Below are 26,173 nucleotides of genomic sequence, written 5' to 3'. Positions count from 1 at the left end.
AAAAATAAGTCAATTATTTTGACTATTTCATCCTTAGAAGTTGATAGATGATATTTACCAATTTTAGAAAGTTTATCAAATAAAAAAAGTCGGTGTTTTCACCGACTCTCATTATAGAAGTTCTAATTTTTCAAAAGCATTATAGAGACCATCTTCTTCTACATCATCTGTAATCATGTCTGCCATAGCTAATATTTCTGGGCCACCATTACCCATTGATACACCAATTTCACAAAACTCAAGCATTGGAATATCAATTTTTGCATCACCAAAAGCAATAGTGTCTTTTTTATCTTTTTGTAAATGTTTTAAAATAACATCAATAGCGTGAGCTTTGTTAATATCCTTAACACCTAGGTCACCAAAAAGAGCTGTTTCACCACGTCCACCCCAGGTGTTTGCTACAAGCTCAGGAAATTCTTCTTTTGAATCCAAATGATCTTGATAAGAATTTAGGATAAATGATACTTTATTTAAATCATCACGATAGAGTTCACCACCATAAACGAGACCATGCAAGGCATCTTCTGCTTCCATTCCTTGAACTTCCTCTTCGGTCTTACCTTTACGCATAACATAGGTACGCAATACCGGACGGGCAGCTTCTTTAAAGTTCTCACTGGCAAATAGCCCGTTGTTTGATTCCAAATAAAATTCTAAACCACGTTCATGTAACCAATCAACGATATGTTTAGCTTCTTTTTTAGAGATTAATTGGTGCATAATAACTTGTTCATGGTATTCAACATATGAACCATTGCCACCAATCATGCCGTCGATGCCCATATCCCAAATCTCATTTTGCATTTCTGCACGGCTCCGACCTGTACACACAAAAACAATATGACCATTTGCACGCGCTGCTTGAATAGCTTTAACTGCAGATTCCGGGATCTGGTTATGATAATCTACTAAAGTTCCATCAACATCTAAAAAGATAATTTTATTTGACATATTTCACCTCATATTTTTCTTAACTACATTATACTATGCTATAAAGATTTGATTCTAGGCTTTTAGTGTGAATTTATAATACTATCCTATGGTCATCTCCTCCGCTTAAAAAAAGAACAGTAGAATTGCTATTTCAGAAAAAAGTCGCTATCATTGTAGTATGATGAATCCTTACAATGTATTAGCACTGAATCCAAATCAAGATGCAGAGCTCGAATCACTATACAAAACTCTTGAAGAACATTTTTCTCATTTATTCCATCTTACCATATCTTCTACTTTTTCTATGGAAAAAAGCAGAGACTTCCAAGCAGTATTTCTACCTAAAAATGATGATAGGCTACTGCTTCCACAATTGATATTCAGTACAGCTGAGCTAAGCAATTCTCATTTGGTCTATAAAGAAAATTTAGTTGAGATGAAACAATTTTCAGCACTAAATGTTAAACTAACAAATTTTTATTTTACGATTGCAAATCAAATGATCAATGCTCATCCTTTTCAAGTCAGATTAGCTGACCAAACAGGAACAATTATTAGGCATAACCATCAATTTAATGGTAGCTTTTTCGAAGATGACAATCTAAAAATTGAATCTTGGATTCAAAAACAGTTGGTCAAACCAAATGGAATTGACCAGAAACACTTTTTATTACCTTCAGCATCGGCTGATCACATCTATTATCAATCCTATTATGCCTTAAAAGATGAGCAGGGCACCTACCTTGGAAGTTTGGATTATGTTCAGGATATAAAACCTATCTTGGCTGATTACTTGGAAGAAACAGCGCAAGCTATTGTGGGATGGTCTGATGTGACTTCTGGTCCTTCCATTTCTGATGATTTTTAAATTGCTCTGCAATTAGAAAAGCCTTAATCAAAGATTAAGGCTTTTTGTTATGAAATAGCTTTTCGATTTTTTAAGATAAGGATGTTAATAAAGGTAATGACGACAAAGACTAAAATAAAGTAGACTCCATTACGGGCTCCAAGGCTTTCGCCATTTACTTGACCACTGGCTTGTCCAATAGCAAAAAACTGAGAGGCAACGGCTGTCGCAAAGGCTCCTGCAAATTGTTGTAAAGTGTTTAAAACGCTGTTACCATCAGCTTCTAGGTTCTTTTCCAGTTTCGTAAGTGCAGATGTTATCATGTTACTTGCACCAACACCCATCCCCGCTTTAACTAGGATATCTGAAACTAACAAGAAGAGGGCTGATTTGCCCATCAAGGCAATCGTCATAAAAGCGAGTCCAATAATAGCAAGGGATAATCCCAAAACAAGTGGCTTAAAGGCACCCAGCCGATCTAAGATATGTCCTGATAGTGGGTAGAGGATTGCTGCTAAGATAGCACCAGGGAACATAAAGAGTCCAGCTTGTACTGAACTTAGGTTGAGGACAAGCTGCAAATGATTAGGCAAGATGAATGATAGAGCTAGAGGAATCATTTGATAGGTCAATACACCCAGTAATAGAATTAAGTAGGTTGTGTTCTTAAAGACTTGCAAATTCAATAACATTTTTTTCTTGTTGAAGAAATAAAACAAAACAAATGACAGCATGCTGACTATAAATAGGATCACTGAAAGTTTTTCAATAGATATCAATAAAGTTGATAAGGCAATCCCTAGTACACCAAATGCCAACCAATTGACTTTTTCAATTATCAGAACATCACGATTGGGAATTGATTTGAGACCAAAGAATGTAGATAAAAGGATTAGTGGAAAAAGTGTTACGAAAATCATTTGCCATCCCATGTAAGCCAGGATAATTCCCCCATAACTTGGTCCAATTGCTGGAGCTAATGAGGTAGTCATGGTCGCCACTCCCATCACTAACCCTCTTTTTTCAAATTCAACCCGACTCATGATGATATGAAAGAGCAATGGTAAGGCAATCCCAGTCCCCATTCCTTGAAGAATTCGACCAATCAGTAAAATTGATAAAGTAGGGGCAATACTGTCGATAGCCATACCAATTAAAAATAGACTATTAGCTAAAATAAAAATATAGCGTTCAGAGTAGTTCCTAATTAAATAAGCTGATAAGGGTACAATACATGCTACTGCTAGCAAATTAGCTGTGGTTAGCCACTGAATCGCAGCGGGTCCAACTGAAAATAGTGACATTAATTCTGGGAAAGTGACATTCATTGATGTTTCAATTAAGACACCACAGAAACTTAAAATAGCCGTGGAAATAATTGCTGGCATCACATGCCATTGTTTTGTATTCATAATTACCTCATTGAAGATTGATGTTTAAAAGTTATTAGAGCCAGACAAAAGGGTACTTGAATATATCTAAGCACCCATTTAATTGTTGCAATTAAAATTATATTTTCTGTCTGTCAAAGCTCTATCTATTTTATCAAATATCAGGACTAATGAAAAGTATCTTTTATTAATTTTTAATCTCTATGAACAGGTTGTGGTCCATAAGATTGACTTACTGGCATGATTTCGATGCGATTGATATTGACATGCTCTGGTTGACTTACAATCCAACTGACTGTATTAGCAATATCAATCGGTTGAATGGCATTAGCACCTTGATAAACAGCATCAACGCGGTTTTCATCACTATTGAAACGAACTGATGAAAATTCAGTTCCTTCACACAAACCTGGTTCAATATTAGTCACTCTAATTTTTGTACCAGCTAAATCAGCTCTAAGGTTTAGTGAAAATTGTTTAACAAAAGCCTTAGTCGCACCATAAATATTGCCACCAGGATAAGGGATAGTTCCAGCAGTTGATCCCAAATTAATGATCATCCCACTATTTCTGTCAACCATTTGAGGTAAAATTTGTCGTGTTAAATAGGTCAACCCGATGATGTTGGTATTTATCATCGTCATCCAATCTTCAAAATTAGCTTCATATGCTTTATCAAGTCCAATGGCTAAGCCAGCATTGTTGATTAATAAGTCAATTTGAGACCACTCTTCTGGAAGTGATTTTAAGACTTGGTCAATCATTTCTGTTTTTGTAATATCCATTTGAACAGGATATACTTTATCCTGACCAAAAATGGTTTGTAGTTCAGTTAATTTTTCCAAGCGACGGGCAGCGACGATAATGCGATAGCCATCTTCTATTAATTTTGTAACAATTGCTTTTCCAAAACCGGCTGAAGCTCCTGTAACTAAGGCAACTTTATTAGACATATCTTTCTCCTAATTTAAAAGAAAAGCGGATTGACCTCACAAGGAAATCAAGTCCACTCTATCTATTATTTGTTTTCTAAAGCTTGTGCAGCAGTAATAATACCTAATTTGTAGATATCTTCAGCACTAGATCCACGTGATAAATCATTTACAGGTTTATTTAAACCTTGTAAGATTGGTCCAATGGCATCAAACATACCTAAACGTTGTGCAATCTTGTAACCAATGTTTCCTGATTGTAAGTCTGGGAAGATAAATGTGTTAGCTTTACCAGCAACATCTGAATCTGGGGCTTTGATTGCTGCAGTTTCTGGAACAAAGGCAGCGTCGAATTGTAATTCACCATCTAAAGATAATTGTGGCGCTAATTCTTTAGCAATTTTGGTTGCTTCTGCTACTTTATCAACTTGAGGTGCTTTACCTGAACCTTTAGTTGAGAAGCTTAACATAGCAATTTTAGGTTCAATATCAAAAATTTTAGCTGTTTCAGCAGTGTTAACAGCAATTTCAGATAATTCTTGTGCATTTGGATCAATATTGATAGCACAGTCAGCAAAGATATAACGTTCGTTTGTGTTTTCACGGTTCATTAAGAATACACCTGATGTACGTGAAATACCTGGTTTTGTTTTAATGATTTGAAGAGCTGGACGAACAGTGTCAGCAGTTGAGTGAGCAGCTCCTGAAACCATACCATCAGCAAGACCCATTTTAACTAACATAACACCAAAATAGTTAACGTCTCTTAACATTTTGTCAGCATCTTCTAAAGTTGCTTTACCTTTACGAATTTCAACAAATTCAGCTTTCATTTGTTCAAATTCAGGATAAGATTCTGGATCCATAATGATATATTCTTGATCTTTGAATCCAAGTTGAGTAAGAATTGAATGTATTTCATCAGTTTTACCGAGGATGATTGGTTCTACAAGACCTTCAAATTTTAAACGCGCCGCTGCACGGACAACACGTTCGTCATTTCCTTCAGGAAATACGATTTTCATGTTTTTACCAACAACTTTTTCGCGTAATCCACCGAATAAACTTCTAATATTCATTTTTTCTATACCTCTTTTTATTTTTTCTGTAAATCTATGATAACGTTCTCAAAGTCATCTGTCAAATCAATTGCATGTTTACTTTCTTTTTCAGTAAAAGGATCATAAAAATTTAATGAGTGACAATGCAAGGCTTGCCTTGTAATACCAAGGTCTATCCGGCCTCCATAAAGGTCATCACCAAGGAGTGGAAAACCAATATGAGAAAAATGAACTCTGATTTGGTGAGTTCTTCCTGTATGTAGTTTGATGTCAACTAAATGGACATTTTCCGCAAAGCGTCCAACAACTTGGTATGTTGTTTTAGCATACTTGCCCATTGGATCAACTGCTCTAGTAATGATGCTATCTTTTGAACGACCAATTGGTGCAATAATCTCACCGCTATCTGGTAATTGTCCTGGCCCTGAGACCAATGCATAATAATGTTTATCAATAGACCGAGCCTGCAACTGCTTATCTAATCTAGCATGCGCATAGCCATGTTTTGCAAAGAGCATCAATCCACTTGTATCCCTGTCCAATCGAGTAACAATATGGACTTGTTTGTTGGGATAATCTTTTTCAATATAGTAAGCCTTAATAAAATTTGCAATAGTATTTGAATGAATAGCACTTGGAATACTGGCAAATCCAAAAGGTTTATTAATCACCAAAAAATGTTCATCTTCGTATACAATATCCAAAGGATGTGACACAGCTTCTAACTTTTCAAAAGGCAATTCATCTGGAATGTGGATAGTTACAATGTCATTAATATCTAATAAATAGGTGGCATTTTGTTCTTGCTCATTTACGAGAATCTTACCACCACGATATTTAACTTTAGCTAGTAGACCCTTGGAAACGTCATGCCCCTTCAAAAGTGTCTTTACTTTCGTCCGGCGGTCGGCTGTATAATCAAATCTCATGACTCAATTTCACCGATGAAGGCATCTTTAACCCTTTCCCAAAAACTTGTATGACTAGAAGTCGCAACAAAGTTAATTTTCTTTTCATCAATGAAATATTCAACTTTTGTAACGTTCTTTAAATTATAGGTTTTATTATCAATTGAAACAGTATAGATACCAGTTCTTTGCGGAACTAATTCGATTTTATCTTTCTTGGGAATAATCAAAGATGAACCTACAGTCCGAAAAACTAAATTATTCAAACTGGAAATTTCTGTTAATTGTAAAGCTTCAATTGTTGGATGAAGAATTGCACCGCCTAAGGACTTATTATAGGCTGTACTCCCTGTTGGAGTTGAAACCGATAAACCATCTCCACGGAAAGCTTCGAATCGAACATTATTAATAATTACATCTACTACCATTGTTTTTTCGATTCTTTTAATGGTTGCTTCATTCAAAGCACGCGCAGTTATCACACGTCCGTCTTCCAGTGAAATTTTTACTTTAAGAATTGGATAAGAGACTTTTTCACCCTTGTCCTTACGTAAGTTCTCAATTAATTTATCAACTTCGAAATCACGATAGTCTGTATAGAACCCAAGGTGACCGGTATGGACACCTACAAACCGTACCTTATCAAGTTCTTTTTCATACATATGAAAGGCAGAAAGGAGCATCCCATCTCCACCAATTGAAATAACGATATCCGGATTCTTTTTTGAGAGGTAGAAATCTGGATCATCTTTAAAAACAGAAAAAAGCTTTGAAGCGACACGCTTACTTTGGTATTTTCCATTAGCTATGATTGCTACACGAGTAGCTTTATCTGTATAATTCATCTGAGTCATCACTGTTTCCTACACCATCACTATAATTACGCGTAACTGGATCAAATAATAGCTGAGCTTCTCTGATATCTTCGCGAATTTTACGCATCTCTTCATCAAGCTCTAAAGCTATTTTTGCAGTTGTCGAAAGTCTTTTTTTAATTTCTTCTGGAAATTCACCTCGATATTTGTAATTCAATGAATGTTCAATTGTTGCCCAAAAGTTCATTGCAAGTGTTCTAATTTGAATCTCAGCTAAAACCTTCTTTTGGCCATCAATTGTATCAACTGGATATTCGACCACCACATGGTACGAACGGTATCCAGAGGATTTCATGTTACGAATATAATCCCGTTCATAAACGATTGACATATCTTTTCTATGGCGTAAAAGATTCAATACCTCATCAATATCATCAACAAATTGAACCATAATTCGGAGACCAGCTATATCTTGAATATCTTGAGCAATGTTCTCTTCGAGAACGCCTCGTAATTGCATTTTTTCTTTAATACTTTCAACAGATTTGACACGACCTGTTACAAATTCTATTGGTGAATAGCGATTTTGTTTACGAAACTGCTTACGAATACCACGTAATTTTATCTTTAGTTCTCCAACCGTTTGGATGTATGGATCCAAAAATTCTTCCCAATCTAGAGGCACGTTGCCACTCCTTTCTTGTCAAAATTTCTTCTTTAATATAAAATTGAAATAACAATTAATTATAGCATAAAACGAAAGCAAAGGGAATTTGCATGACTAACCTAGAAATTGAATATAAAACACTGTTAACAAAGGATGAATATAATCGTTTGTTAGCAAAAATGTCGCACATTCAGCCTGTGACACAAACTAATTACTATATTGATACCCCTAATTTTGATTTAAAGAAACATAAAATGTCCTTGAGGATTCGAACTCTAGCTGATAAGGCTGAAATGACCCTTAAAGTCCCTGAAGAAGTTGGCAACCGTGAATATAATGTAAGTTTATCTAATAAACAAGCTAAATTTTTAATTAAGGATTTTTCCTTAACAGTTTCACCAATTAAAGAAATAATCGATGCTCTAGATATTGAGCAAGACCAATTAGCTTGTTTTGGTCACCTTACAACAGTCCGTCGTGAAACAGACACATCAATTGGTAAAATGGCTCTAGATTACAACCAATATGCTAACATTAAGGATTATGAGTTAGAGCTTGAAGTTGACCAAGCTGAAAAAGGTAAACAAGACTTTAATCAGTACTTAAATGATAATCAGATTTCTTTTAAATTTGCCAAAAGTAAAGTTGCACGATTTAGCAAAACTCTAAAAGACGAAAATTAATAGCTAAAAGACTGATTTTTTTCTCATTTTTTGATAGAATTAAAGTGTTGAAATTAATCTAGAATAGAATCAAAAATTTGACTACTATTCCTCATAACATAAGGAGCACAATCTCTAATGACTGAACGATATGCTGATAAGCAAATCAAATTATTTTCACTAACTTCAAATCTTCCAATTGCGGAAAAGATTGCTGAAGCGGCTGGTATTCCTTTAGGAAAACTTTCATCACGTCAATTTTCTGATGGTGAAATTATGATTAACATTGAAGAAACTGTACGAGGAGATGATATTTATATTATCCAATCAACAAGTTTCCCAGTTAATGATAACCTTTGGGAACTTTTAATTATGATTGATGCATGTAAACGTGCCTCTGCTAATACTGTCAATGTTGTATTACCATATTTTGGCTATTCTCGACAAGACCGTATTGCAAGTTCACGTGAACCAATTACAGCAAAACTTGTTGCTAATATGTTAACAAAAGCTGGAATTGATCGTGTTTTAACGCTTGACTTACACGCAGTTCAAGTTCAAGGGTTCTTCGATATTCCTGTAGATAACTTATTTACAATTCCACTATTTGCCAAAGAATATTGTAAACAAGGTTTATCAGGTAACGATGTTGTTGTTGTTAGTCCAAAAAATTCAGGTATTAAGCGAGCTCGCTCATTAGCTGAATATCTAGATTCCCCAATTGCTATTATTGACTATGCACAAGACGATTCTGAACGTGAACAAGGATTTATCATTGGTGATGTTGAAGGCAAAAAGGCCATTTTGATTGATGATATTTTAAACACAGGTAAAACTTTTGCGGAAGCTGCAAAAATTTTAGAACGTGGTGGAGCAACAGAAATATATGCTGTTTCAAGTCATGGACTTTTTGCTGGCGGAGCTGCTGATGTTTTAGAGGCTGCACCAATTAAAGAAATCCTTGTAACTGATTCTGTTAAAACAAAAAATCGTATCCCAAATAATGTTAAGTACATTTCTTCAAGTCAATTAATTGCAGATGCTATCATTAGAATTCATGAAAAAAAACCACTAAGCCCACTATTTGCTTTTGACTCAACTAAATAAAAAATAAAATGAAAAATAAACTAATCTATTTTGACAATGCAGCGACAACTGCACTAAGTAATTCAGTAATTGCTGCCATGACTTCGGTCATGGCTTCTAATTTTGGTAACCCATCTAGCATTCACTCTTTTGGCAGACTGGCCAATAAGACTTTAAGGGAATGTCGTCAAGAGATTGCCAATTTACTCGATGTTCCAAGTCGTCAATTAATTTATACCTCAGGTGGTACTGAAAGTAATAACACGGCGATTAAAGGCTATGCATTAGCTCACCAAGATAAAGGTAAGCATATTATCACTACTGCCATTGAACATCATTCTGTACTTCATACCATGGACTATCTTGAAAAGCGTTTTGGCTTTGAGATTACGTACCTAGAAGCAAAAGATGGGACTATCTCACTAGATGAATTTCAAAAAGCTCTGCGTCCAGACACTATTTTAGTTAGCATGATGTCAGCTAATAATGAAACTGGTGATCTTCTCCCAATTGCTGAAGTTGGTGACATCCTCAAAGATCACCAAGCCGTTTTTCATGTTGATGCTGTTCAAACCATGGGAAAAGTGCGACTATTCCCAAAAAATCTTGGAATTAATATGATGTCGGCTTCTGCCCATAAATTCCATGGACCAAAAGGAGTTGGTTTCCTTTATCAAGATGATGTTCTTTTTGATCCACTTCTACATGGCGGTGATCAGGAAGAAAAGAGACGCTCAAGTACTGAAAATTTAATTGGAATCGTTGGAATGACAAAAGCTCTTACTGATGCTTATCAAATGATGTCTGAAAATTATCAGCATGTTGAGCAACTTAAGGAACATCTTTTGGAACAATTGCAGGGCACTGCTTTTTATCTTAATAAGGGCAACAAATCCTTACCACATGTCATTAATCTGGGCTTTCCCGGACAAGTTAATGCCATGCTATTAACCCGCCTAGATCTGTCAGGAGTAGCAGTCTCAACTGGCTCTGCTTGTACTGCAGGAACGGTGGAACCAAGTCACGTTTTGGAAAGTTATTATGGGAAAGATGCTCATCAACTAATTGAATCACTTAGGATCAGTTTTTCAGACCAAAACACCATTGAGGAAGTTGATTTTCTAGTAGATGAAATAAAAAAAATAATAGGAGAATAGAATGGCTTTTGAAAAAGAAATTGCCTTAAAGGATTGCAAATATACTTATATCATCAGTCCAAAAGTAAAGAAATATACATTGCGTGATACAACTTTTAGTGAAACTAAAATTGGCCACTATGAATTAACTCGACTGTTAGAGGAAGTTCCAAATTCCGGTGAAGGTTTTCCTTTAAAAATCACAATCAATAAAGATTTAAGCTCTTTTAAATTAACTATCACAGACAAATCTGCTCTTCGTTTGGTCAACATCTTTAAGTCAGAAGATAACAAAATTATTCAAGATAAATTTTACTTTTTAATGGATAGTTTGGTAGAACGAGATATTTTTATCAAACAAGAAAATTAAGATTCTATAAGGAGAAATTAATGATTAAAGTCAGTTTTTTTAATGAAAGTAAACAAGAAAAAACAGTTTTATTTTCAGATTTTAAGGAATTTGAACGGGCTCAAGTCTCTTGTGATATTTCAACCCCTGATTACCATCCAGTTATTTCTGTAACTGTAGACGGACAAGAATTAGATTATCAGGGAACTTATGGAGACCTTTATTTTTATCTGCTTAAACGAAATGAAAAATAATAGTTTCACCAATTTTGATTTAACATGTCAAAATTGGTTTTTTTATACATATTTTATAAAATTTTTTAATTTTTACTGTATTTCAAATTTTAACGTTGTAATTTTCACAAAGTATTTGTTACAATAGTAACAGAATTATATCAGTCTATTATATTAAAGGAGCTACTACCGTGGTTATCGACAAATCTATTCCAAAAGCGACTGCAAAACGCTTATCCCTCTACTACCGAATATTTAAAAGATTTCATGCTGATCAAGTTGAAAAGGCGAGTTCAAAACAAATTGCAGATGCTATGGGTATCGACTCAGCAACTGTTCGTCGTGATTTCTCATATTTTGGTGAATTAGGCCGTCGTGGATTTGGCTATGATGTTACAAAATTAATGAACTTCTTCGCCGACCTACTTAATGACCACTCAACGACAAATGTCATCATTGTAGGGGTAGGTAATATCGGTCGGGCTTTACTACACTACCGTTTCCATGATCGCAATAAAATGCAAATTGCCATGGGCTTTGATACTGATGATAATCCAATTGTTGGAACATCAACTTCAGATGGTATTCCTATTTATGGTATTTCATCAATTAAAGAGCAGCTTAAAAACACAGAGATTGAAACTGCAATCCTAACTGTTCAAAGTGATCATGCACAAGAGGTTGCGGACCAACTTATTGCTTCAGGAATAAGAGGTATTCTTTGCTTCTCTCCAGTTCACTTAATTGTTCCTAAAGGAATTATTGTACAGTATGTGGACCTAACTAGTGAATTACAAACTTTACTTTACTTTATGAATCAAAACGATACATTATAGGAGTAAGCAAGACTAAGCCAATTATTGGCATTTCTGCCAATCAACGACTAAATACTGCTTTAGATGACCTGCCTTGGACCTATGCCTATGCAGGTTTTTTTGATGCAGTAATTAAATCAGACGCCATTCCACTACTTCTCCCTATTGGTGATGAGGAATTTGCTCAACACAATGTCTCCCCTATAGACAAAATTATCTTAATAGGTGGTCAAAATGTAGATCCTTCTTTTTACAAAGAAGAAAAAAATGCCTTCAATGATGATTTCTTCTATGAAAGAGATATCTATGAAATTGCCTTAATCAAAGAAGCTTTGAAGCAAGGTAAACCAATTTTTGGAATCTGTCGTGGCATGCAATTAATGAATGTTATCCTTGGTGGCACACTTAATCAAAATATACTAAATCATTGGCAAAATGGACCATCCTATTCTCAATACCACGAAATGGTAACTAAAAAGCACTCTTTTTTACAGGATATTTATAGTGAAATAGCTTTGATTAATTCATTTCATCACCAAAGTATTAAAGAACTTGGTAGAGGTCTGGAGATCATTGCTGTCAGACCCGAGACATAATACTGTAGAGGCTGTTATTTCAAGCAATCCAAAACTTAATTTCATTGGTGTTCAATGGCATCCTGAGCTACTTCAACAAAAATCAGATACTGATGTTCAGTTATTTAGTTATTTTATTAATACTTATTAAAAAATTTGTGTATTTTCTCTGAAACTATAATATGTTTTCTTTCCAACGATGATGTGATCCAAACAGGTTATTCCAATTTGGTCGCATGATTGTTTTATTTTTTCAGTGAAATGAAAATCATTTTCACTTGGGTTCGTTAATCCAGAAGGATGATTATGGACAACAATTAAACTAGTTGCCATATTTTTACAGGCATAATGTAAGATTTCTCGAGGTTCTGCTATTGAGCGTTTCACACTCCCAATAAAGATGGTTTTTTCCTCAATTATCCGATTTTGGGTATCTAAATAAATAGTCATTAAGTGCTCTTGTTTTTTCTCTCCAAGCAGTTTAATCATCCGTTGAGCAACTTGATGGGATGACAAAAGTTGTCCTTCAATCTTTTCTTCACTTGCTTGAATCCGATTAGCTAATTCGATCATCGCTTTTATCTCAATTGATTTGACCTTTCCAATTCCTGCCAACTGTTGTAATTCTTGCAAAGATAACTTTTTAAAGTCAGATAGTTTATCTAATCCAGAAAGGATATGGGCAGATAATTCCATTACTGGTTTTTCTTTATTCCCAGTTCGCAATAGAATAGCTAATAATTCCTGATTACTTAGCATTTCAGCCCCTAGGCTGACAAGTCTTTCTCTTGGCATTAGTGATTCTTGTTCAATTTTAATGTTATACATATATTTTCTCCTTCTATCAAATTATTCGAAAAAAAAACAGATTTCCTTAAGAAACCTGTTTTTTTTTAATAGCTTGTTTTTTTTCAACATTGTCCCGAATCATCTGATAGAAGGTTGCTGCTAAAGGAACAGCTACAACCATCCCAATAATTCCTTTTAATGATGCGCCAATTGTAATTGCTAACAACACCCACATCCCTGGAAGTTTGATAGAGCCACCAACTACACGTGGATAAATCAGATTACCTTCAAATTGTTGTAATACGACTAAGAAAACAACAAAAATAATAGCTTGAGTCATAGATTGCGTCATAATTAATATAAATCCAATAACTAACCCAATATAAGCACCTACAACCGGAATTAATGCTGTAAAAGCAACTAAGACACCAATTGTTGCCGCAAAAGGAATTTGCAAGATAAACATACCAAGTGCAGTTAAACTGCCTAAAATTATTGCTTCAATACTTTGTCCAACAAAGAAACCATGAAAGCGACTGTGAAGTAAGCCAACAAAATAATGAATCCGTTGTGCATAAATACCAGTGTATGTATCCACTAGTAAATTACCTTGACGGCATAATTGTTCTTTATTGGCCAAAACATAAAGTGAAAATACAAAACTGACAAATAAACTAATAACTGCTGATGCAATCATTGTTACTGAAGTTAAGATATTTGTAAATACTGATAATAATTGTTGTAGTAATTGGTGACTGTAGTTTGAAATTGTTTTTGTTATTTCAGAAACACCTCCAGCATATTTAATGGCTTTTGCAATCAATTGATTGTGACTTAAGTCATGAACCACTGTTTTAATAGATTCTGTGTCAAATTGAAGCATCAATGATAAACTAGCAATTAAATCTGGAATAACAATAGAAATAATCCAAGTTAAAAGTGTAAAGAAGGTTAAGTAAGCTAGAATCATTGAGATTGCCCTTTTTAAGCTAGCATATTTTTCTCCTTTTATCAGTCTACCTAAACCAGTTTCATAGGTGCTCATCACAATATTGACGACATAAGCTAAGGCTGCTCCATACAGGAAAGGTAAGCTAGTTCGATAAATGGTTTCTATTACATTTGAGCCCATCTCCCAATTTGATTTTATAGCATAACAGATTACAAATAGTAGGACTAAATTTAAGACCTGTTTTTTTTCAAATTTCATCATTACTCCTTTCCTACCATTATACACTATTTCTCTATATTAACTCGACAATTGGATTAAAAAGAAGCCGAATAATCGACTTCCAGTATTATAAAAAGACTAAGGACAATTTGTTAATCTAAATCAGTACCTTGACTTGCAATAACTTTTTTATACCAATCAAATGATTTTTTCTTAGTACGCTTTAAAGTTCCGTTTCCGTCATTGTCACGATCTACATAAATAAAGCCATAACGTTTTTTCATTTCACCTGTACCTGCTGAAACTAAGTCAATACAACCCCAAGTTGTATAGCCCCATAACTCAACGCCATCGATATTAATAGCATCATTCATGGTTTGAATATGTTGACGAAGATAGTCAATACGGTAGTCATCTTCAACATCACCATTTTCATCAGGCGTATCAATAGCACCGAGTCCATTTTCAACTACAAACAGTGGTTTTTGATAACGATCCCAAATGGCATTCATTGTAATACGAAGTCCAAGTGGGTCAATCTGCCATCCCCATTCAGAAGAATCTAAGTAAGGATTTTTAATTGAAGCAAAGATATTTCCTTGTGTTTCCTCATTTACCTTTGGATCTCCTGAAGCAACACGACTTGAATAATAAGAGAATGAAATGAAGTCAACTGTATGTTCTTTTAACAAAGCTAAATCATCTTCAGTCATCTCAATATTCAAATTATCACGTTCAAATTTCTTCAAAGCATAATTTGGATAATAACCACGCGCCTGAACATCGATAAAGAAGTAATTTTCACGATCTTCTTTCATACCAGCCCAGTAATCTTTTGGATCACAAGTATTTGGGTAATATTGCCCAGCAGCTAACATACATCCGACCTTATTGTCAGGATCTACTTCATGAGCAATCTTAGTTGCTAAGGCTGACGCCACCAATTCATTATGGGCAGCTTGAAATTTTACTTCTTCCTTATTTTCGCCTTCTTCAAAACAAATACCTGCTCCCATAAATGGTGCATGAAGAATCATATTAATTTCGTTGAAAGTCAACCAGTATTTAACAAGACCTTTATAACGGTTAAAAATAACATGGCATAGGTTTCCGTAGAAATCAATCATCTTACGGTTACGCCATCCACCATATTCTTCAATTAAGTGCATTGGACAATCAAAGTGAGTGATTGTTACAAGCGGTTCAATACCATATTTACGGCACTCTTTAAAAACATTTTCATAGAATTCTAAACCTTTTTCATTTGGTTCAGTTTCATCACCATTAGGAAAAATACGTGACCAGCCAATTGACATACGGTACGTTTTAAAGCCCATTTCAGCAAATAAAGCTATATCTTCTTTGTAATGATGGTAGAAATCAATTGATTCTTTTGCTGGGTAAAAATAGCCATCTTCAAAGTCAAACATTTTTCTTTCACCAGCAATAATTGGGAAACGATCTTCACCAATTGGAACTAGGTCAACGTTAGCTAAACCACGTCCATCGACATCGTAAGCACCTTCACATTGATTGGCAGCTGTTGCACCTCCCCAAAGAAAATCTTTAGGAAATTTTGCTTGATTTGACATATTCTCTCCTTTTAAAATAAACTGGCCTAAGCCATAAAGACAACTAGTAAAGTATAAACCACTAGTGTGACAATAAGTGATAACGAAATAAAGGTTGCTGAAAAGAGTTCATCTTTTACAGACTTAAAGGCTGGCATAATAATTGCTGGCATGGCAAATCCTGTAGGACACATGAAATATAATAAAACAGCAATCTTAAATTCCTTGTTTTCCATTAGTACTGGAAATAGTAAGAAGAATCCAGCAATAATTAAACTATAGATAGCAACTCGAACCAATAAGAGTTTCCCAATTGACTTAAAAGTCTCTGGGTCAAATTGTAAGTCATATCCTAAAATAAAGAGTATAGTCCCAACAATTGGAGAGGTTGCTTTTTCAATTATGCCAAAGTAAGCATCTCCAAAGGGAGCATGACTAATTAACTGATTAAGATGAAAAGCGTTAGCTACTAAGCCAAGACCAATTGCAATTAAAAACGGATGGGTTATTGTAGAGATTGCTAATTCTTTTAGCGAAGCATTCGATGCACTTGCTTTGGATACCAAGATTGGTATAACCAAGAATGCTGTGGCTGCGCCAGCTAAGTCAAATATAACCGTATTACTGGAAACGCCGACGATGGACAAATATAAAGGCAAGGCAACACTTCCGCCTTCAACGGTCGGTAATAAAAAATGTGCAAAGTGTGCATGTGACTCCCCAATAAATCCTTTGAGCAGTTTTCCTAGGACCATTGCCAATTGAAATGCAATAAATATGTAGAGTACAATTGGAAAAGTAGATGCTTTGATTTCCGCTGACATGATGAGATGAAAAATCAGAATCGGAAACAGGATGGTGAAAATTAAGGCATTAGCTCCTGCCTTTTGATCTGCTGTTAACCACTGCTTATGTCTGGCTAAGTAGCCGAGAGTAAGCATGAAGAAAACAGGTGCTAATGTATTAAATGCTTGCATAAATGTTAAATTCTCTCTTTAATTATTTCTTTGGTAGACATACTCCTGGTCATATGGGTTATAAACTGATTGGACTTGGAAGTCTTTTCCATCATATGTAAACTCGAGTATGGCACAATTTGACATGCGTTTGTCTAAAGTTGGTGGCTGGATTGTTTTGTGACGATAAAATTGTGTAATCGACGCACCATGGCTGACCAATAAGTTAATGTCTGCTTCATCAGAATGGTCTAAAACCTCACGTATTGTTTTATCCATTCGTTCATAGACTTGAATATTTGATTCTCCCCCATAGGCTACAAAATAATCTCGATAGCCAGACCCGTCTTCTTTATGTAAATGCGGATTGAGGTATTCTTGATGACCTTCAAATGTTCCAAAATTCCATTCTTTCAACCCTTTTAAACGGATTAAATCTGTTCGACCACTAGCAATTTCGGCAGTGTCACAAGCTCGTTCTTGTGGTGAAGAATAAACGTGTGTAAAGCTAAGACAAAGTTCTTCAAAGTGTTCTTTGGCATTTTTAGCTTGTTCGACACCTAAATCTGTTAAGGGAGAATCACATGCTCCCTGAATACGACCTTGTACATTAAACAAAGTTTGACCATGACGCATTAAATAAAATCGTTTTAACAATCTAATTCTCCTTTTTATCAAAATAGAAAATTTTAAAATCCTGATCTGATTGGATAATCCGTTTAAATCTTAACTCATTATTCTCAAACTCGAATTCACAAATGGCACAATTCCCAATTCTATAACGGTGAGGGAATGGAATCATTAATTCTAAACTAAGTGCCCACATAGCACCACCATGGGTTACCATAAGCACTTTTTCTGCAGTTGATTGGATTAAAGTATCTATAATTGTTTCTTTGACGCGTTTTCCAACAGTATCTGCTGATTCACCACCATAAGGAACTAATAAGTCTTCAAAGGAATCAGCATCCGGATTTGATTTTGGCAAAAGCATTTCTGGTTGCGCTTCGAATGAACCAAAGTTCCACTCCTTCAACCCTTTTAATTGGACCACTGTTTGTTCAGATACTAATCTTGCTGTATCTGTCGCCCTCTCTTGAGTCGAAGAATAAACTTCGTCAAATGAGATATTATTCTTTAAAAAATAATCTTTGACTTGCAAAGCTTGTTGAATTCCTAATTCAGTCAAAGGAGAGTCACATGCCCCTTGAACTCTATCTTGGACATTAAACAATGTTTGACCATGCCTCATTAAATATAGCTTTTTTGTCATTTAATACTTTACCCTTCATATCTTCAAAAAACTTGTTCCTTCTTAAAGAACAAATTTTTCAACTAACTTACAGTATATTTCTTGCTTGGTTAGCAATGACATCTTTATACCAATAGAATGAATCCTTCTTATAACGATCAAATGAGCCATTTCCTTGGTCGTCAGCATCGACATAGACAAAACCATAGCGCTTAGACATTTCTGAAGTTGAAGCAGAAATTAAATCGATACAACCCCACATAGTATAGCCCATTAGTTCAACACCATCTTCAATGGCTTCATACATTTGTTCGATATGTTTTTGTAGGTAATCAATCCGATATGAATCGTGTACACTTCCATCTTCTTCAAGCTTATCTATGGCACCTAATCCATTTTCAACAATGAAGAGTGGAATTTGATAACGGTCATAAAGTTTATTTAAGGTTACGCGTAATCCAACAGGATCAATTTGCCAGCCCCAATCAGATGCTTCCAAGTAAGGGTTTGCTTCTCCAAGAATCAAATTACCACCGGTTTTTTGTTCATCAGTTTGGTTTTTAGGACTACGAGTGATTGAACTCATATAGTAAGAAAAACTCATAAATTCAACTGGATATTTTTCTAGAATTTCTTTATCGCCTTCTTCAATAATTAAGTTAATATTGTTTTCCTTGAAGAATCGTGTCATATAAGTTGGATATTTGCCACGAATTTGCACATCTGCAAAAAAGAGATTTTCATGATCTTTTTTGATTGCTTCCATTACATCATCTGGATGGCAAGTTGCAGGATATGATTCCATACGTGCAAGCATCATTCCAACTTTATTATTTGAGTCAATCTCATGAGCTCGTTTCGTTGCTAAGCTTGATGCAATAAATTGATGGTGAACAGCTTGGTACATTTCTTCTAAATCAAGTTTACCATCTTCAAATAATAAACCACCTGAAAGGTATCCAGTCATTCCAAGAATATTAATTTCATTGAAAGTCAACCAGTATTTTACTTTACCTTTATATCGATCAAAGACAGTTTCTGCATAATGAACGAAGAAATCAACAATTTTACGGTTTTTCCACCCACCATATTCTGTAACTAAGTGAATTGGAAATTCATAATGTGATAGAGTAACCAATGGTTCAATCCCATTCTTGTTTAACTCATCAAAGACTGCATCATAAAAAGCTAGTCCTTCTTCATTTGGTACTGTTTCATCACCTTTTGGGAAAATACGAGACCAAGCAATTGACATACGGTATGTTTTAAAGCCCATTTCGGCCATTAAAGCAATATCTTCTTTATAATGATGGTAAAAATCTGAACCCCAACGTTTTGGGTACAAACCTTCTTTATCATTTAAAGCAAAATCCAATTTTTCACGATTCATTGGTGTTAAAAATTCACTACCCATTGATTTACGATCTTTTGGATCAACAGCTCTAGAAGTATCTGAAGTTGCCGGACCACGTCCACCTTCGTTCCATGCACCCTCAATTTGATTAGCAGCTGTCGCACCACCCCATAAAAAATCTTTCGGAAATTCTCTAGCCATTTTCTAAATCCTCCTTAGTATTATGATAATATTATCATGAATTAATACTGATTTCCTATAACATCCTCTGGATATATGATACTATCCTCCTACCTCTAGATAGATAAAAAAACTGAGCAGAGCTCAGTTTTTCCTTTATGTATTAAAGTCAGAATCCTCTTCTGCACTCACTTGCACCAAAAAGGTCTCAAGAATTTGCAAAACTCCTTCTTCATGATGATGAGGGGCTATAAATTTGGCAGCATCTTTGACAGATTGCGGAGCATTCTCCATTGCATAAGAATATTTAGCTAATTTCAACATCTCAATGTCATTACCACCGTCTCCAAAGGCCATTATCTCATCACTACTAATATCATATTTATCCATTAATAATTGAAGACCCCACGCCTTATGAATGCCAGTTTGAATCACATCGACCGCACCAAAACCACTGGTTACAGCAGTTAGGTCACCAGGAAAATTATCATTAAAATCTGCAATTACTGCATCGCAAATTTCCTCAGGTAACATCATAGTAATCTTTAAGACTTGATGTTTATCAATTTCTGAAAAATCATCAACTTGTTTAATTTTCAAGAAAAATTGATGAAACTCTTCAGGGTCAATTGCCATAGCTGTTGGTAATTTTGCATTCTTTTGCATATAAGACTTATCTTTAGAAGATACCATTACAGCATACCGGTCAAGAAAGTCTTTATAGTAATCTAAAAAAAGAGTCACATCTTTAGCATTTATTTTATGACGTTTTAAATTTTCACCCTTAAAAATAACATGTGCACCATTTTCGGCAACAAAATCCAAGCGATCTGTTAAGCCCTTGAAAATCAAATTTAATCGATCCATATTATTACCACTAGCTACGACAAATTTAATATCACGTTCATCAAGTTGCTTTAAAATTGTTTCAAATTTTTGACGATTATAGGTACCCTTATCATTCAAGAAAGTACCATCCATGTCTGAGGCAATTAATTTGATTGTCATAAAAATACTTTTCCCTTTCTTGCTTCAATTATACATATTCTAATAAGATTTGTGAAATTTTTTGATAACCTAAAAGATTTAAATGAAGACCATCTTTGGTAAAATCATCTGCTAAACCACTACCACCAGCTTTCAGAATAGTAGCTAAATCAATAAACTCAATCCCTGGTATGGTTTGTAAATCAGCATTTAAGGAATCAATTACCTGATTTGTTCGCACCTTAACCGTATTTTGATATTTTATATCTTCTGATACAGGTAAAACTGACATCAAACAAACCTTAATATAGGGATTTTCAGAGTGGATTTCGGTTAATATATCTAAAATATTTTCTTTAATTTCTGGATTTGATTTTCCAAGACCAATGTCATTAGTCCCAATTAAGATAAAGACCTTTTCAGGCTCTAGTGCCAAGACTTGCTCATGTAAGTGCTCTTGTAACCAAGTACTATCCGTCCCTGCAATACCTCTATTAATGATTGGTACATCTCGCCCTAAATATTTTTTTAATGGAAAAAATTCAATGATTGAATCACCAACAAAAACAATACCTGCGCGAGCCATAGTCTTGTTTAATTCTATGTAGCTGTCTAAGCGGTCTTCTTGGTAGGCTAATAGTTCATTAGAAACTGTTTCAAGCATAATATCCCCCTTTGATATATCTAGTATATCAAAATTAGAGATGGTCAGCACAGCAATTCTAAATGTAAACGTTATCCTAAATCTTGTCCATTTGAGGCAATAACTTTTTTATACCAGTGGAAGCTATCCTTTGGTGTACGGTCAAATGTCCCCTTACCTTGGTCATCTTTGTCGACATAAATGAATCCGTAACGTTTACGCATTTCACCTGTCCCGGCAGAGACGATATCAATACAGCCCCAAGTTGTATAAGCAATTAAATCAACACCGTTTGCAATAGCATCTGACATGGCTTTAACGTGAGATCTATGATAGTCAATACGGTAATCATCATGGATGCTTCCGTCTTCTTCTACTGTATCAAAGGCTCCAAGTCCATTTTCAACGACCATCATTGGCAAATCATAACGGTCATACATTTTTTCAAGGTAATACTGCAATCCCGTTGGATCTTGTGCCCATCCCCAATCAGAATATTCAAGATATGGATTACGGACACCGGCAGAGAAGTTACCTTCCACTTTATCTGTTACTTCATGTGTTGTCACGTTGTTAGACATATAATATGAGAAAGTGTAGAAATCGACTTTCCCTCTTTCAAGTAATTCAAGATCGCCTTCTTCCATTTTGATTTCTACATTATGTTCTTGCCATAAACGTTTTGTGTATGTGCCATATTTACCTTTTGCTTGAACGTCGCCACAGTAGTAAATACTTTGTTGCCATTTATGTTCAGTTGCTAAGATATCCGCAGGATCACATGTTGCTGGATAAAATGTAATACCACAAATCATATTCCCAATCATATAATCTGGGTTAATTTTATGCCCGATCTCCACGGCTTTTGCAGAGGCAACAAATTGATGATGTAAATGTTGATAAGCATCTTGATATTCTTCATCTTTAGCAGAATCGCCAAACATGTCAAGGAACATAACCGTATTGTTGATTTCGTTGAAAGTTAACCAATATTTAACGAGACCATTGTATTCCTTAAAGATAGTTTCAGCATACTTTGCATAAAAATCAACTAAAGCACGATTGGTCCAACCACCAAAATCTTCTTCCAAGGCAAGTGGTGTGTCAAAATGCCAAATTGAAACCAATGGCTCAATATTATATTTACGACACTCTTCAAAAACACCACGATAAAAATCTAAACCATCTTGATTAGGTTCACTATCATTACCATTTGGGAAAATACGTGACCAGGCAATTGATAATCTAAAGATACTGTAGCCCATTTCAGCAAAAAGCTTGATATCTTCTTTATAACGGTGATAAAAATCAACAGCTTCATGATTAGGATAGTAATGATCTTCTAAAACAGCAAATTTAGCACCATCAGGCAATTTAGCTGTATGACCCATTGATGGCAATTCCCCTGGATTACCATCTTTATCAATGTAAGTTGCCAAACGTGATTGGGTTGAAGATCCACCAGTCGTAACGTCAGTTTGAACTAACCCACGTCCGCCTTCTTTATAAGCACCTTCAGCTTGATTTGCGGCAATAGCTCCGCCCCACAAAAAGTTTTCTGGAAATTGTGTTGTTGTCATTAGAAATTCCTACTTTCTTAGTAATGCTTGTAGTATACTTGTTTATTGGTAATATATCCACGCATATCCTATGAAATACTAATACTATCCCATGAGCAAAGCCATCCATAATTTATTTTCTAACAAAAAAAACACTAGGACGGAGATTAAGTGCCCAGTGCATTTTGATTTAATTATTATATTATCTTCCAAAAACTATCTGTAAGATAAAAAATAATTTTAAGTCTTATTTTATGTCATCATAAGGAGCCAACTTTTCATGACATAAATTAAGTATATGAAAGTTCAGGCGACAGAGCTAACACTATTATTTTAATTTCTGATACTATCCTATTTACTATTCACAATTATAAAAATTTCTTTTATATTATTATTAAAATATTTTATAGTTTCACATATTTTTTTCAAATTGGTATAGTCCAAGTCAGCTATCAGTATGCTAATTTTTGTCATTGGTTGTTTTTTTATAGTAAAAATTGACTAAACATAAATTTTTTGTATTATTTTAAAAACAAACTGTTATAATATTATTATACGAATATACAAGGAAGTGGCCAAACTGTGTTAGTATCCAAATTACCAATTAACCAATATTATGAACAAAAAAAACATTTATTACCTTATCGCTATTTTCATACTAAAGTAAAAAATGGTCGACCGGATATTCTTTTTCATTGGCATCCTGAACTAGAGGTCTCATATATTTATGAAGGAACTGCTCGATACCATATTGATTACGATTTCTTCAATAGTCAAGAAGGGGATATTATTTTAGTGCGCCCAAATGGCATGCATTCGATTCATCCAATTAATAAAGAAAAACATATCATGGATACTTTTCAATTTCACTTAGATATGATTGGCCTATCAAATGTTGATCAAGTCAGCCTACACTACTTACAACCTTTACAGAACAGTGTCTATAAGTTTGTCCATTGCATCAAGCCAAACATGCCTGGTTATACAGAAATAAAGAAAACTTTATTTGATATCTTTCAATTGGCTAAAGTAGAGAGTCGACATTTTGAAATATTATTAAAGTCTAAATTACATGAATTTATCTATTTACTATACTTCCATCGCTATGTTGTTAGAAAAACAACTGATGATACTTATCGTAAAAATGAAAAAATTCGTCAATTAATTGACTACATCAATAACAATTATCACCAGAATTTAACAATCGACTTTTTGGCGGACTTTATTGGTTATAGCAAGACTCACTTTATGACTGTATTTAAGCAACACACTGGCACATCCTGTACAGAGTTCGTCATTCAAGTTAGATTAAGCAAAGCTTGTGAACTGTTAGTTAATTCGACTAATTCAATCTTGGAAATAGCTAATGAAGTGGGCTTTAATAATCTCTCAAACTTTAACCGCCAATTCAAAAGTTATTACCTTTTAACCCCAAGTCAATACCGAAAAAAATTTAGTAAACCTAAAGAAAGTCGCACACTGATAAATCCACCAAAAATCAAAAAATAACTTCTACAAAAAGTAGAAGTTGTTTTTTTGATTATTTATTATATAAACTATCAATTGGATTACTAAACTAACGACCATTTAAGACATTTTTATTTAAGTCCTCTTTTTGTTCTTGTGTTAAAGTATTATCATTTTTCATTTTTAACAAAATATCATCCGCGGTTTCTTGATCTTTTGTTGCTTTGATTTTTGATTTTGACTTGTCAGCATCAATTGATAATACTTGATTATCACTAGTAAAATCATCCCACTTTGGTAATTTAGCTTGATTAGGATCTCCATTTTCAATAAAACTTTTTAAATATAATTTGAATTGTTTAGACATTTCTTTGGCACCATCATTTTCAAAGGATTCTCCGATAAAGTCCTTATAATTAGATGGTGTTTGTAACATTGGTTCAAAGATCCCATGGAACGAACCAAGTGATTGACTTAATTTTGGAGTAACCTCTTTATTATCTCCATAAGCAATTTCAGTCACATAGATTGGAGATTTATACTTGTTAGCCATTTGCTTAGCACTATCAACACCATTTGAAAGTCTATATAGTTGACTTCCATATGTTTTACTATAATTAAACTCAGCTAATTTTTCTTGATCCTTAAAAAGATTACCAGACATATAATCTTCCATAAACGTTTTGTCAAATGCAGCAAACATTGAAAACTCACTGGTTCCTGTAACTAACATTACAGGTACATCATTATATTTACTAGTCTCAAATCCTTCTTTTGGAATGACATAGCCATCCTTATATAAATGAGGAAAGACAGACATACGGATCCCAGCATTTCCCATTAAAGGTGCTAATCGTTCTGCTTTAATGCTATTAAGGTAATCACCTACAGCTTTATCTTTGCTTAAAAGCCATTTTTGAGCAGCTTCAACCGTATCCTTTTTCTTATCCTCAACGGCTAATGGAGCAATTGCTTTTGCAAATATTTCTTGACTGACATCATTGTCAGCAAGTGTCATTCCTCCACTAAAAGAAATAGCTTTATTGTATTTATTTTTAAAAATCGGTGAAATAAGAGTTGCCATTACATCTCGTCCACCTGCTGAAAAACCAGTTAACGTAATATTATCTTTATTTCCTCCGAATGTTTCTGCATTAGCCTTTACCCAATCAAGAGCAGCTGCAATATCCAATAAACTATAGTTACCAGAATTTTCTTCTTTAGAACCTGTTTTTAAAGCTTCTAATGGATTGAATCCTAATGCTCCCAGTCTATAATTAACAGAAACGTACACAGCATCAATATCATTGACAATTGTATTTCCCTTAATTTCCTGGCTGGTTCCAGATTGATTATTACCCCCATGAAGATAAACTACGACAGGCAAATCTTTTTTTGAATTATTAGGTCTAACTACGTCTAAATTCAGAGCATCCTCTGAACCTTTAACCTCTCCATTAGAAAACTGAATAGCTGTATCTCCATACTTGCTCACATCCTTTGTCTTTTCCCATTTGTCAGCTTTTTGAGGAGCTTTCCATCTCAACTCACCGACTGGAGATTTAGCATATGGCACGCCCAACCATTCAATAACATCATTCTTTTTATCCATATGCCCTTTAATTTTTCCACTAACAATAGTTTTATTAACAGTTGCTTTAAAAGTTTCCGCATGTTCATTCTTACTTGTTGAATCTTGACAGGCAACTAAAATTAAAGTCAAAGCAATTGATGCTATCCCAATGGTAAATTTTTTTACCTCCATTTTATGTAATCGCTTTCTTATTTGTTTTAGAAAATACCTAATAATAATTAGGCATTTTCATTATTT

26 protein-coding genes and 1 pseudogene are annotated in these 26,173 nt (G+C 34.4%); 9 read left to right on the top strand and 18 right to left on the bottom strand.

Going from position 1 to position 26,173, the window contains the following annotated elements; all coding sequences use genetic code 11:
• Nucleotides 1–111 precede the first annotated feature (111 nt).
• Nucleotides 112–954, bottom strand: coding sequence for a Cof-type HAD-IIB family hydrolase (locus MKY69_RS05095; protein ID WP_003106808.1), 843 nt, complete (start codon nt 952–954; stop codon nt 112–114).
• Nucleotides 955–1,114: 160 nt separating this feature from the next.
• Here MKY69_RS05095 and MKY69_RS05090 point away from each other — a divergent pair, with 160 nt between their 5' ends.
• Nucleotides 1,115–1,804, top strand: a complete 690-nt coding sequence (locus tag MKY69_RS05090; RefSeq protein WP_003102584.1) for a hypothetical protein — start codon at nt 1,115–1,117, stop codon at nt 1,802–1,804.
• A gap of 47 nt (nt 1,805–1,851) precedes the next feature.
• On the opposite strand, the gene MKY69_RS05085 is transcribed toward MKY69_RS05090, so the two are convergent.
• From MKY69_RS05085 to MKY69_RS05060, 6 genes are all read right to left on the bottom strand, one after another.
• Nucleotides 1,852–3,195, bottom strand: coding sequence for an MFS transporter (locus tag MKY69_RS05085; RefSeq protein WP_003108022.1), 1,344 nt, complete (start codon nt 3,193–3,195; stop codon nt 1,852–1,854).
• 173 nt (nt 3,196–3,368) lie between these two features.
• Nucleotides 3,369–4,127: an SDR family NAD(P)-dependent oxidoreductase gene (locus MKY69_RS05080; RefSeq protein WP_340791097.1), complete on the bottom strand. Its 759-nt coding sequence runs from the start codon at nt 4,125–4,127 to the stop codon at nt 3,369–3,371.
• 65 nt (nt 4,128–4,192) lie between these two features.
• Nucleotides 4,193–5,185, bottom strand: a complete 993-nt coding sequence (gene pta / locus MKY69_RS05075) for a phosphate acetyltransferase (protein WP_003106802.1) — start codon at nt 5,183–5,185, stop codon at nt 4,193–4,195.
• Between the two features lie 17 nt (nt 5,186–5,202).
• Nucleotides 5,203–6,096: an RluA family pseudouridine synthase gene (locus MKY69_RS05070; protein WP_003105449.1), complete on the bottom strand. Its 894-nt coding sequence runs from the start codon at nt 6,094–6,096 to the stop codon at nt 5,203–5,205.
• Nucleotides 6,093–6,929: an NAD kinase gene (locus MKY69_RS05065; RefSeq protein WP_003102823.1), complete on the bottom strand. Its 837-nt coding sequence runs from the start codon at nt 6,927–6,929 to the stop codon at nt 6,093–6,095. Before MKY69_RS05065 ends, MKY69_RS05070 begins: the two co-directional genes overlap by 4 nt.
• Nucleotides 6,904–7,575 (bottom strand): GTP pyrophosphokinase, encoded by a 672-nt coding sequence (locus tag MKY69_RS05060; RefSeq protein ID WP_340791096.1) that lies wholly within the window; start codon nt 7,573–7,575, stop codon nt 6,904–6,906. Before MKY69_RS05060 ends, MKY69_RS05065 begins: the two co-directional genes overlap by 26 nt.
• Nucleotides 7,576–7,667: 92 nt before the next feature.
• Between MKY69_RS05060 and MKY69_RS05055 the strand changes: the two genes are divergently transcribed.
• The 7 genes and pseudogenes from MKY69_RS05055 to MKY69_RS05025 all read left to right on the top strand — a co-directional run bounded on the left by MKY69_RS05055 (nt 7,668) and on the right by MKY69_RS05025 (nt 12,564).
• Nucleotides 7,668–8,240 carry a CYTH domain-containing protein gene (locus MKY69_RS05055; RefSeq protein ID WP_003106800.1) on the top strand — a complete coding sequence of 191 codons (573 nt, stop codon included), beginning with the start codon at nt 7,668–7,670 and terminating at the stop codon, nt 8,238–8,240.
• A gap of 117 nt (nt 8,241–8,357) precedes the next feature.
• Nucleotides 8,358–9,326, top strand: coding sequence for a ribose-phosphate diphosphokinase (locus tag MKY69_RS05050; protein WP_003106799.1), 969 nt, complete (start codon nt 8,358–8,360; stop codon nt 9,324–9,326).
• 8 nt (nt 9,327–9,334) lie between these two features.
• Nucleotides 9,335–10,462, top strand: coding sequence for a cysteine desulfurase family protein (locus MKY69_RS05045; protein WP_311981350.1), 1,128 nt, complete (start codon nt 9,335–9,337; stop codon nt 10,460–10,462).
• 1 nt (nt 10,463) lies between these two features.
• Complete coding sequence (locus MKY69_RS05040) at nt 10,464–10,811, top strand: DUF1831 domain-containing protein (RefSeq protein ID WP_003103804.1); 348 nt, start codon at nt 10,464–10,466, stop codon at nt 10,809–10,811.
• Between the two features lie 20 nt (nt 10,812–10,831).
• Complete coding sequence (locus MKY69_RS05035) at nt 10,832–11,044, top strand: DUF4649 family protein (RefSeq protein ID WP_003106797.1); 213 nt, start codon at nt 10,832–10,834, stop codon at nt 11,042–11,044.
• A gap of 170 nt (nt 11,045–11,214) precedes the next feature.
• Complete coding sequence (locus MKY69_RS05030; RefSeq protein ID WP_340791095.1) at nt 11,215–11,859, top strand: redox-sensing transcriptional repressor Rex; 645 nt, start codon at nt 11,215–11,217, stop codon at nt 11,857–11,859.
• Nucleotides 11,856–12,564, top strand: a pseudogene (locus MKY69_RS05025) (gamma-glutamyl-gamma-aminobutyrate hydrolase family protein). The gene MKY69_RS05030 and the pseudogene MKY69_RS05025 overlap by 4 nt, the downstream one beginning before the upstream one ends.
• Here MKY69_RS05025 and radC read toward each other — a convergent pair.
• From radC to MKY69_RS04975, 10 genes are all read right to left on the bottom strand, one after another.
• Nucleotides 12,561–13,241 carry a RadC family protein gene (gene radC / locus MKY69_RS05020; protein ID WP_003106790.1) on the bottom strand — a complete coding sequence of 227 codons (681 nt, stop codon included), beginning with the start codon at nt 13,239–13,241 and terminating at the stop codon, nt 12,561–12,563. The pseudogene MKY69_RS05025 and the gene radC overlap by 4 nt on opposite strands.
• Before the next feature lie 46 nt (nt 13,242–13,287).
• Entirely contained in the window at nt 13,288–14,412 is a 1,125-nt protein-coding gene (locus tag MKY69_RS05015) for an AI-2E family transporter (protein WP_340791898.1), read from the bottom strand.
• Nucleotides 14,413–14,525: 113 nt separating this feature from the next.
• Nucleotides 14,526–15,965: a 6-phospho-beta-glucosidase gene (locus tag MKY69_RS05010; RefSeq protein ID WP_003106788.1), complete on the bottom strand. Its 1,440-nt coding sequence runs from the start codon at nt 15,963–15,965 to the stop codon at nt 14,526–14,528.
• Nucleotides 15,966–15,991: 26 nt separating this feature from the next.
• Complete coding sequence (locus MKY69_RS05005; RefSeq protein ID WP_003106787.1) at nt 15,992–16,921, bottom strand: AEC family transporter; 930 nt, start codon at nt 16,919–16,921, stop codon at nt 15,992–15,994.
• Between the two features lie 18 nt (nt 16,922–16,939).
• Complete coding sequence (locus MKY69_RS05000) at nt 16,940–17,557, bottom strand: histidine phosphatase family protein (RefSeq protein WP_062806650.1); 618 nt, start codon at nt 17,555–17,557, stop codon at nt 16,940–16,942.
• 1 nt (nt 17,558) lies between these two features.
• Complete coding sequence (locus MKY69_RS04995; RefSeq protein WP_062806651.1) at nt 17,559–18,173, bottom strand: histidine phosphatase family protein; 615 nt, start codon at nt 18,171–18,173, stop codon at nt 17,559–17,561.
• 67 nt (nt 18,174–18,240) lie between these two features.
• A complete protein-coding gene (locus MKY69_RS04990; RefSeq protein ID WP_003106786.1) occupies nt 18,241–19,707 on the bottom strand; it encodes a glycoside hydrolase family 1 protein in 1,467 nt (488 codons plus the stop codon).
• Nucleotides 19,708–19,842: 135 nt separating this feature from the next.
• Complete coding sequence (locus MKY69_RS04985; protein WP_003104375.1) at nt 19,843–20,694, bottom strand: Cof-type HAD-IIB family hydrolase; 852 nt, start codon at nt 20,692–20,694, stop codon at nt 19,843–19,845.
• Nucleotides 20,695–20,722: 28 nt separating this feature from the next.
• Nucleotides 20,723–21,337 (bottom strand): SGNH/GDSL hydrolase family protein, encoded by a 615-nt coding sequence (locus tag MKY69_RS04980; RefSeq protein WP_003104376.1) that lies wholly within the window; start codon nt 21,335–21,337, stop codon nt 20,723–20,725.
• A gap of 71 nt (nt 21,338–21,408) precedes the next feature.
• Nucleotides 21,409–22,896 carry a family 1 glycosylhydrolase gene (locus MKY69_RS04975; RefSeq protein ID WP_003105623.1) on the bottom strand — a complete coding sequence of 496 codons (1,488 nt, stop codon included), beginning with the start codon at nt 22,894–22,896 and terminating at the stop codon, nt 21,409–21,411.
• A gap of 561 nt (nt 22,897–23,457) precedes the next feature.
• Here MKY69_RS04975 and MKY69_RS04970 point away from each other — a divergent pair.
• On the top strand, nt 23,458–24,384 hold the full coding sequence (locus MKY69_RS04970; protein WP_003106784.1) for an AraC family transcriptional regulator: 927 nt from the start codon (nt 23,458–23,460) through the stop codon (nt 24,382–24,384).
• A gap of 67 nt (nt 24,385–24,451) precedes the next feature.
• Here the strand turns inward: MKY69_RS04970 and MKY69_RS04965 are convergent, their stop codons facing one another.
• Nucleotides 24,452–26,107 (bottom strand): carboxylesterase family protein, encoded by a 1,656-nt coding sequence (locus MKY69_RS04965; protein ID WP_340791092.1) that lies wholly within the window; start codon nt 26,105–26,107, stop codon nt 24,452–24,454.
• Between the last annotated feature and the right edge of the window lie 66 nt (nt 26,108–26,173).

Origin of the sequence: Streptococcus sp. FSL R7-0212 (assembly GCF_038007985.1) — a bacterium.
Lineage (GTDB): Bacteria > Bacillota > Bacilli > Lactobacillales > Streptococcaceae > Streptococcus > Streptococcus parauberis.
This window is presented reverse-complemented; position numbering and strand designations above follow the sequence as displayed.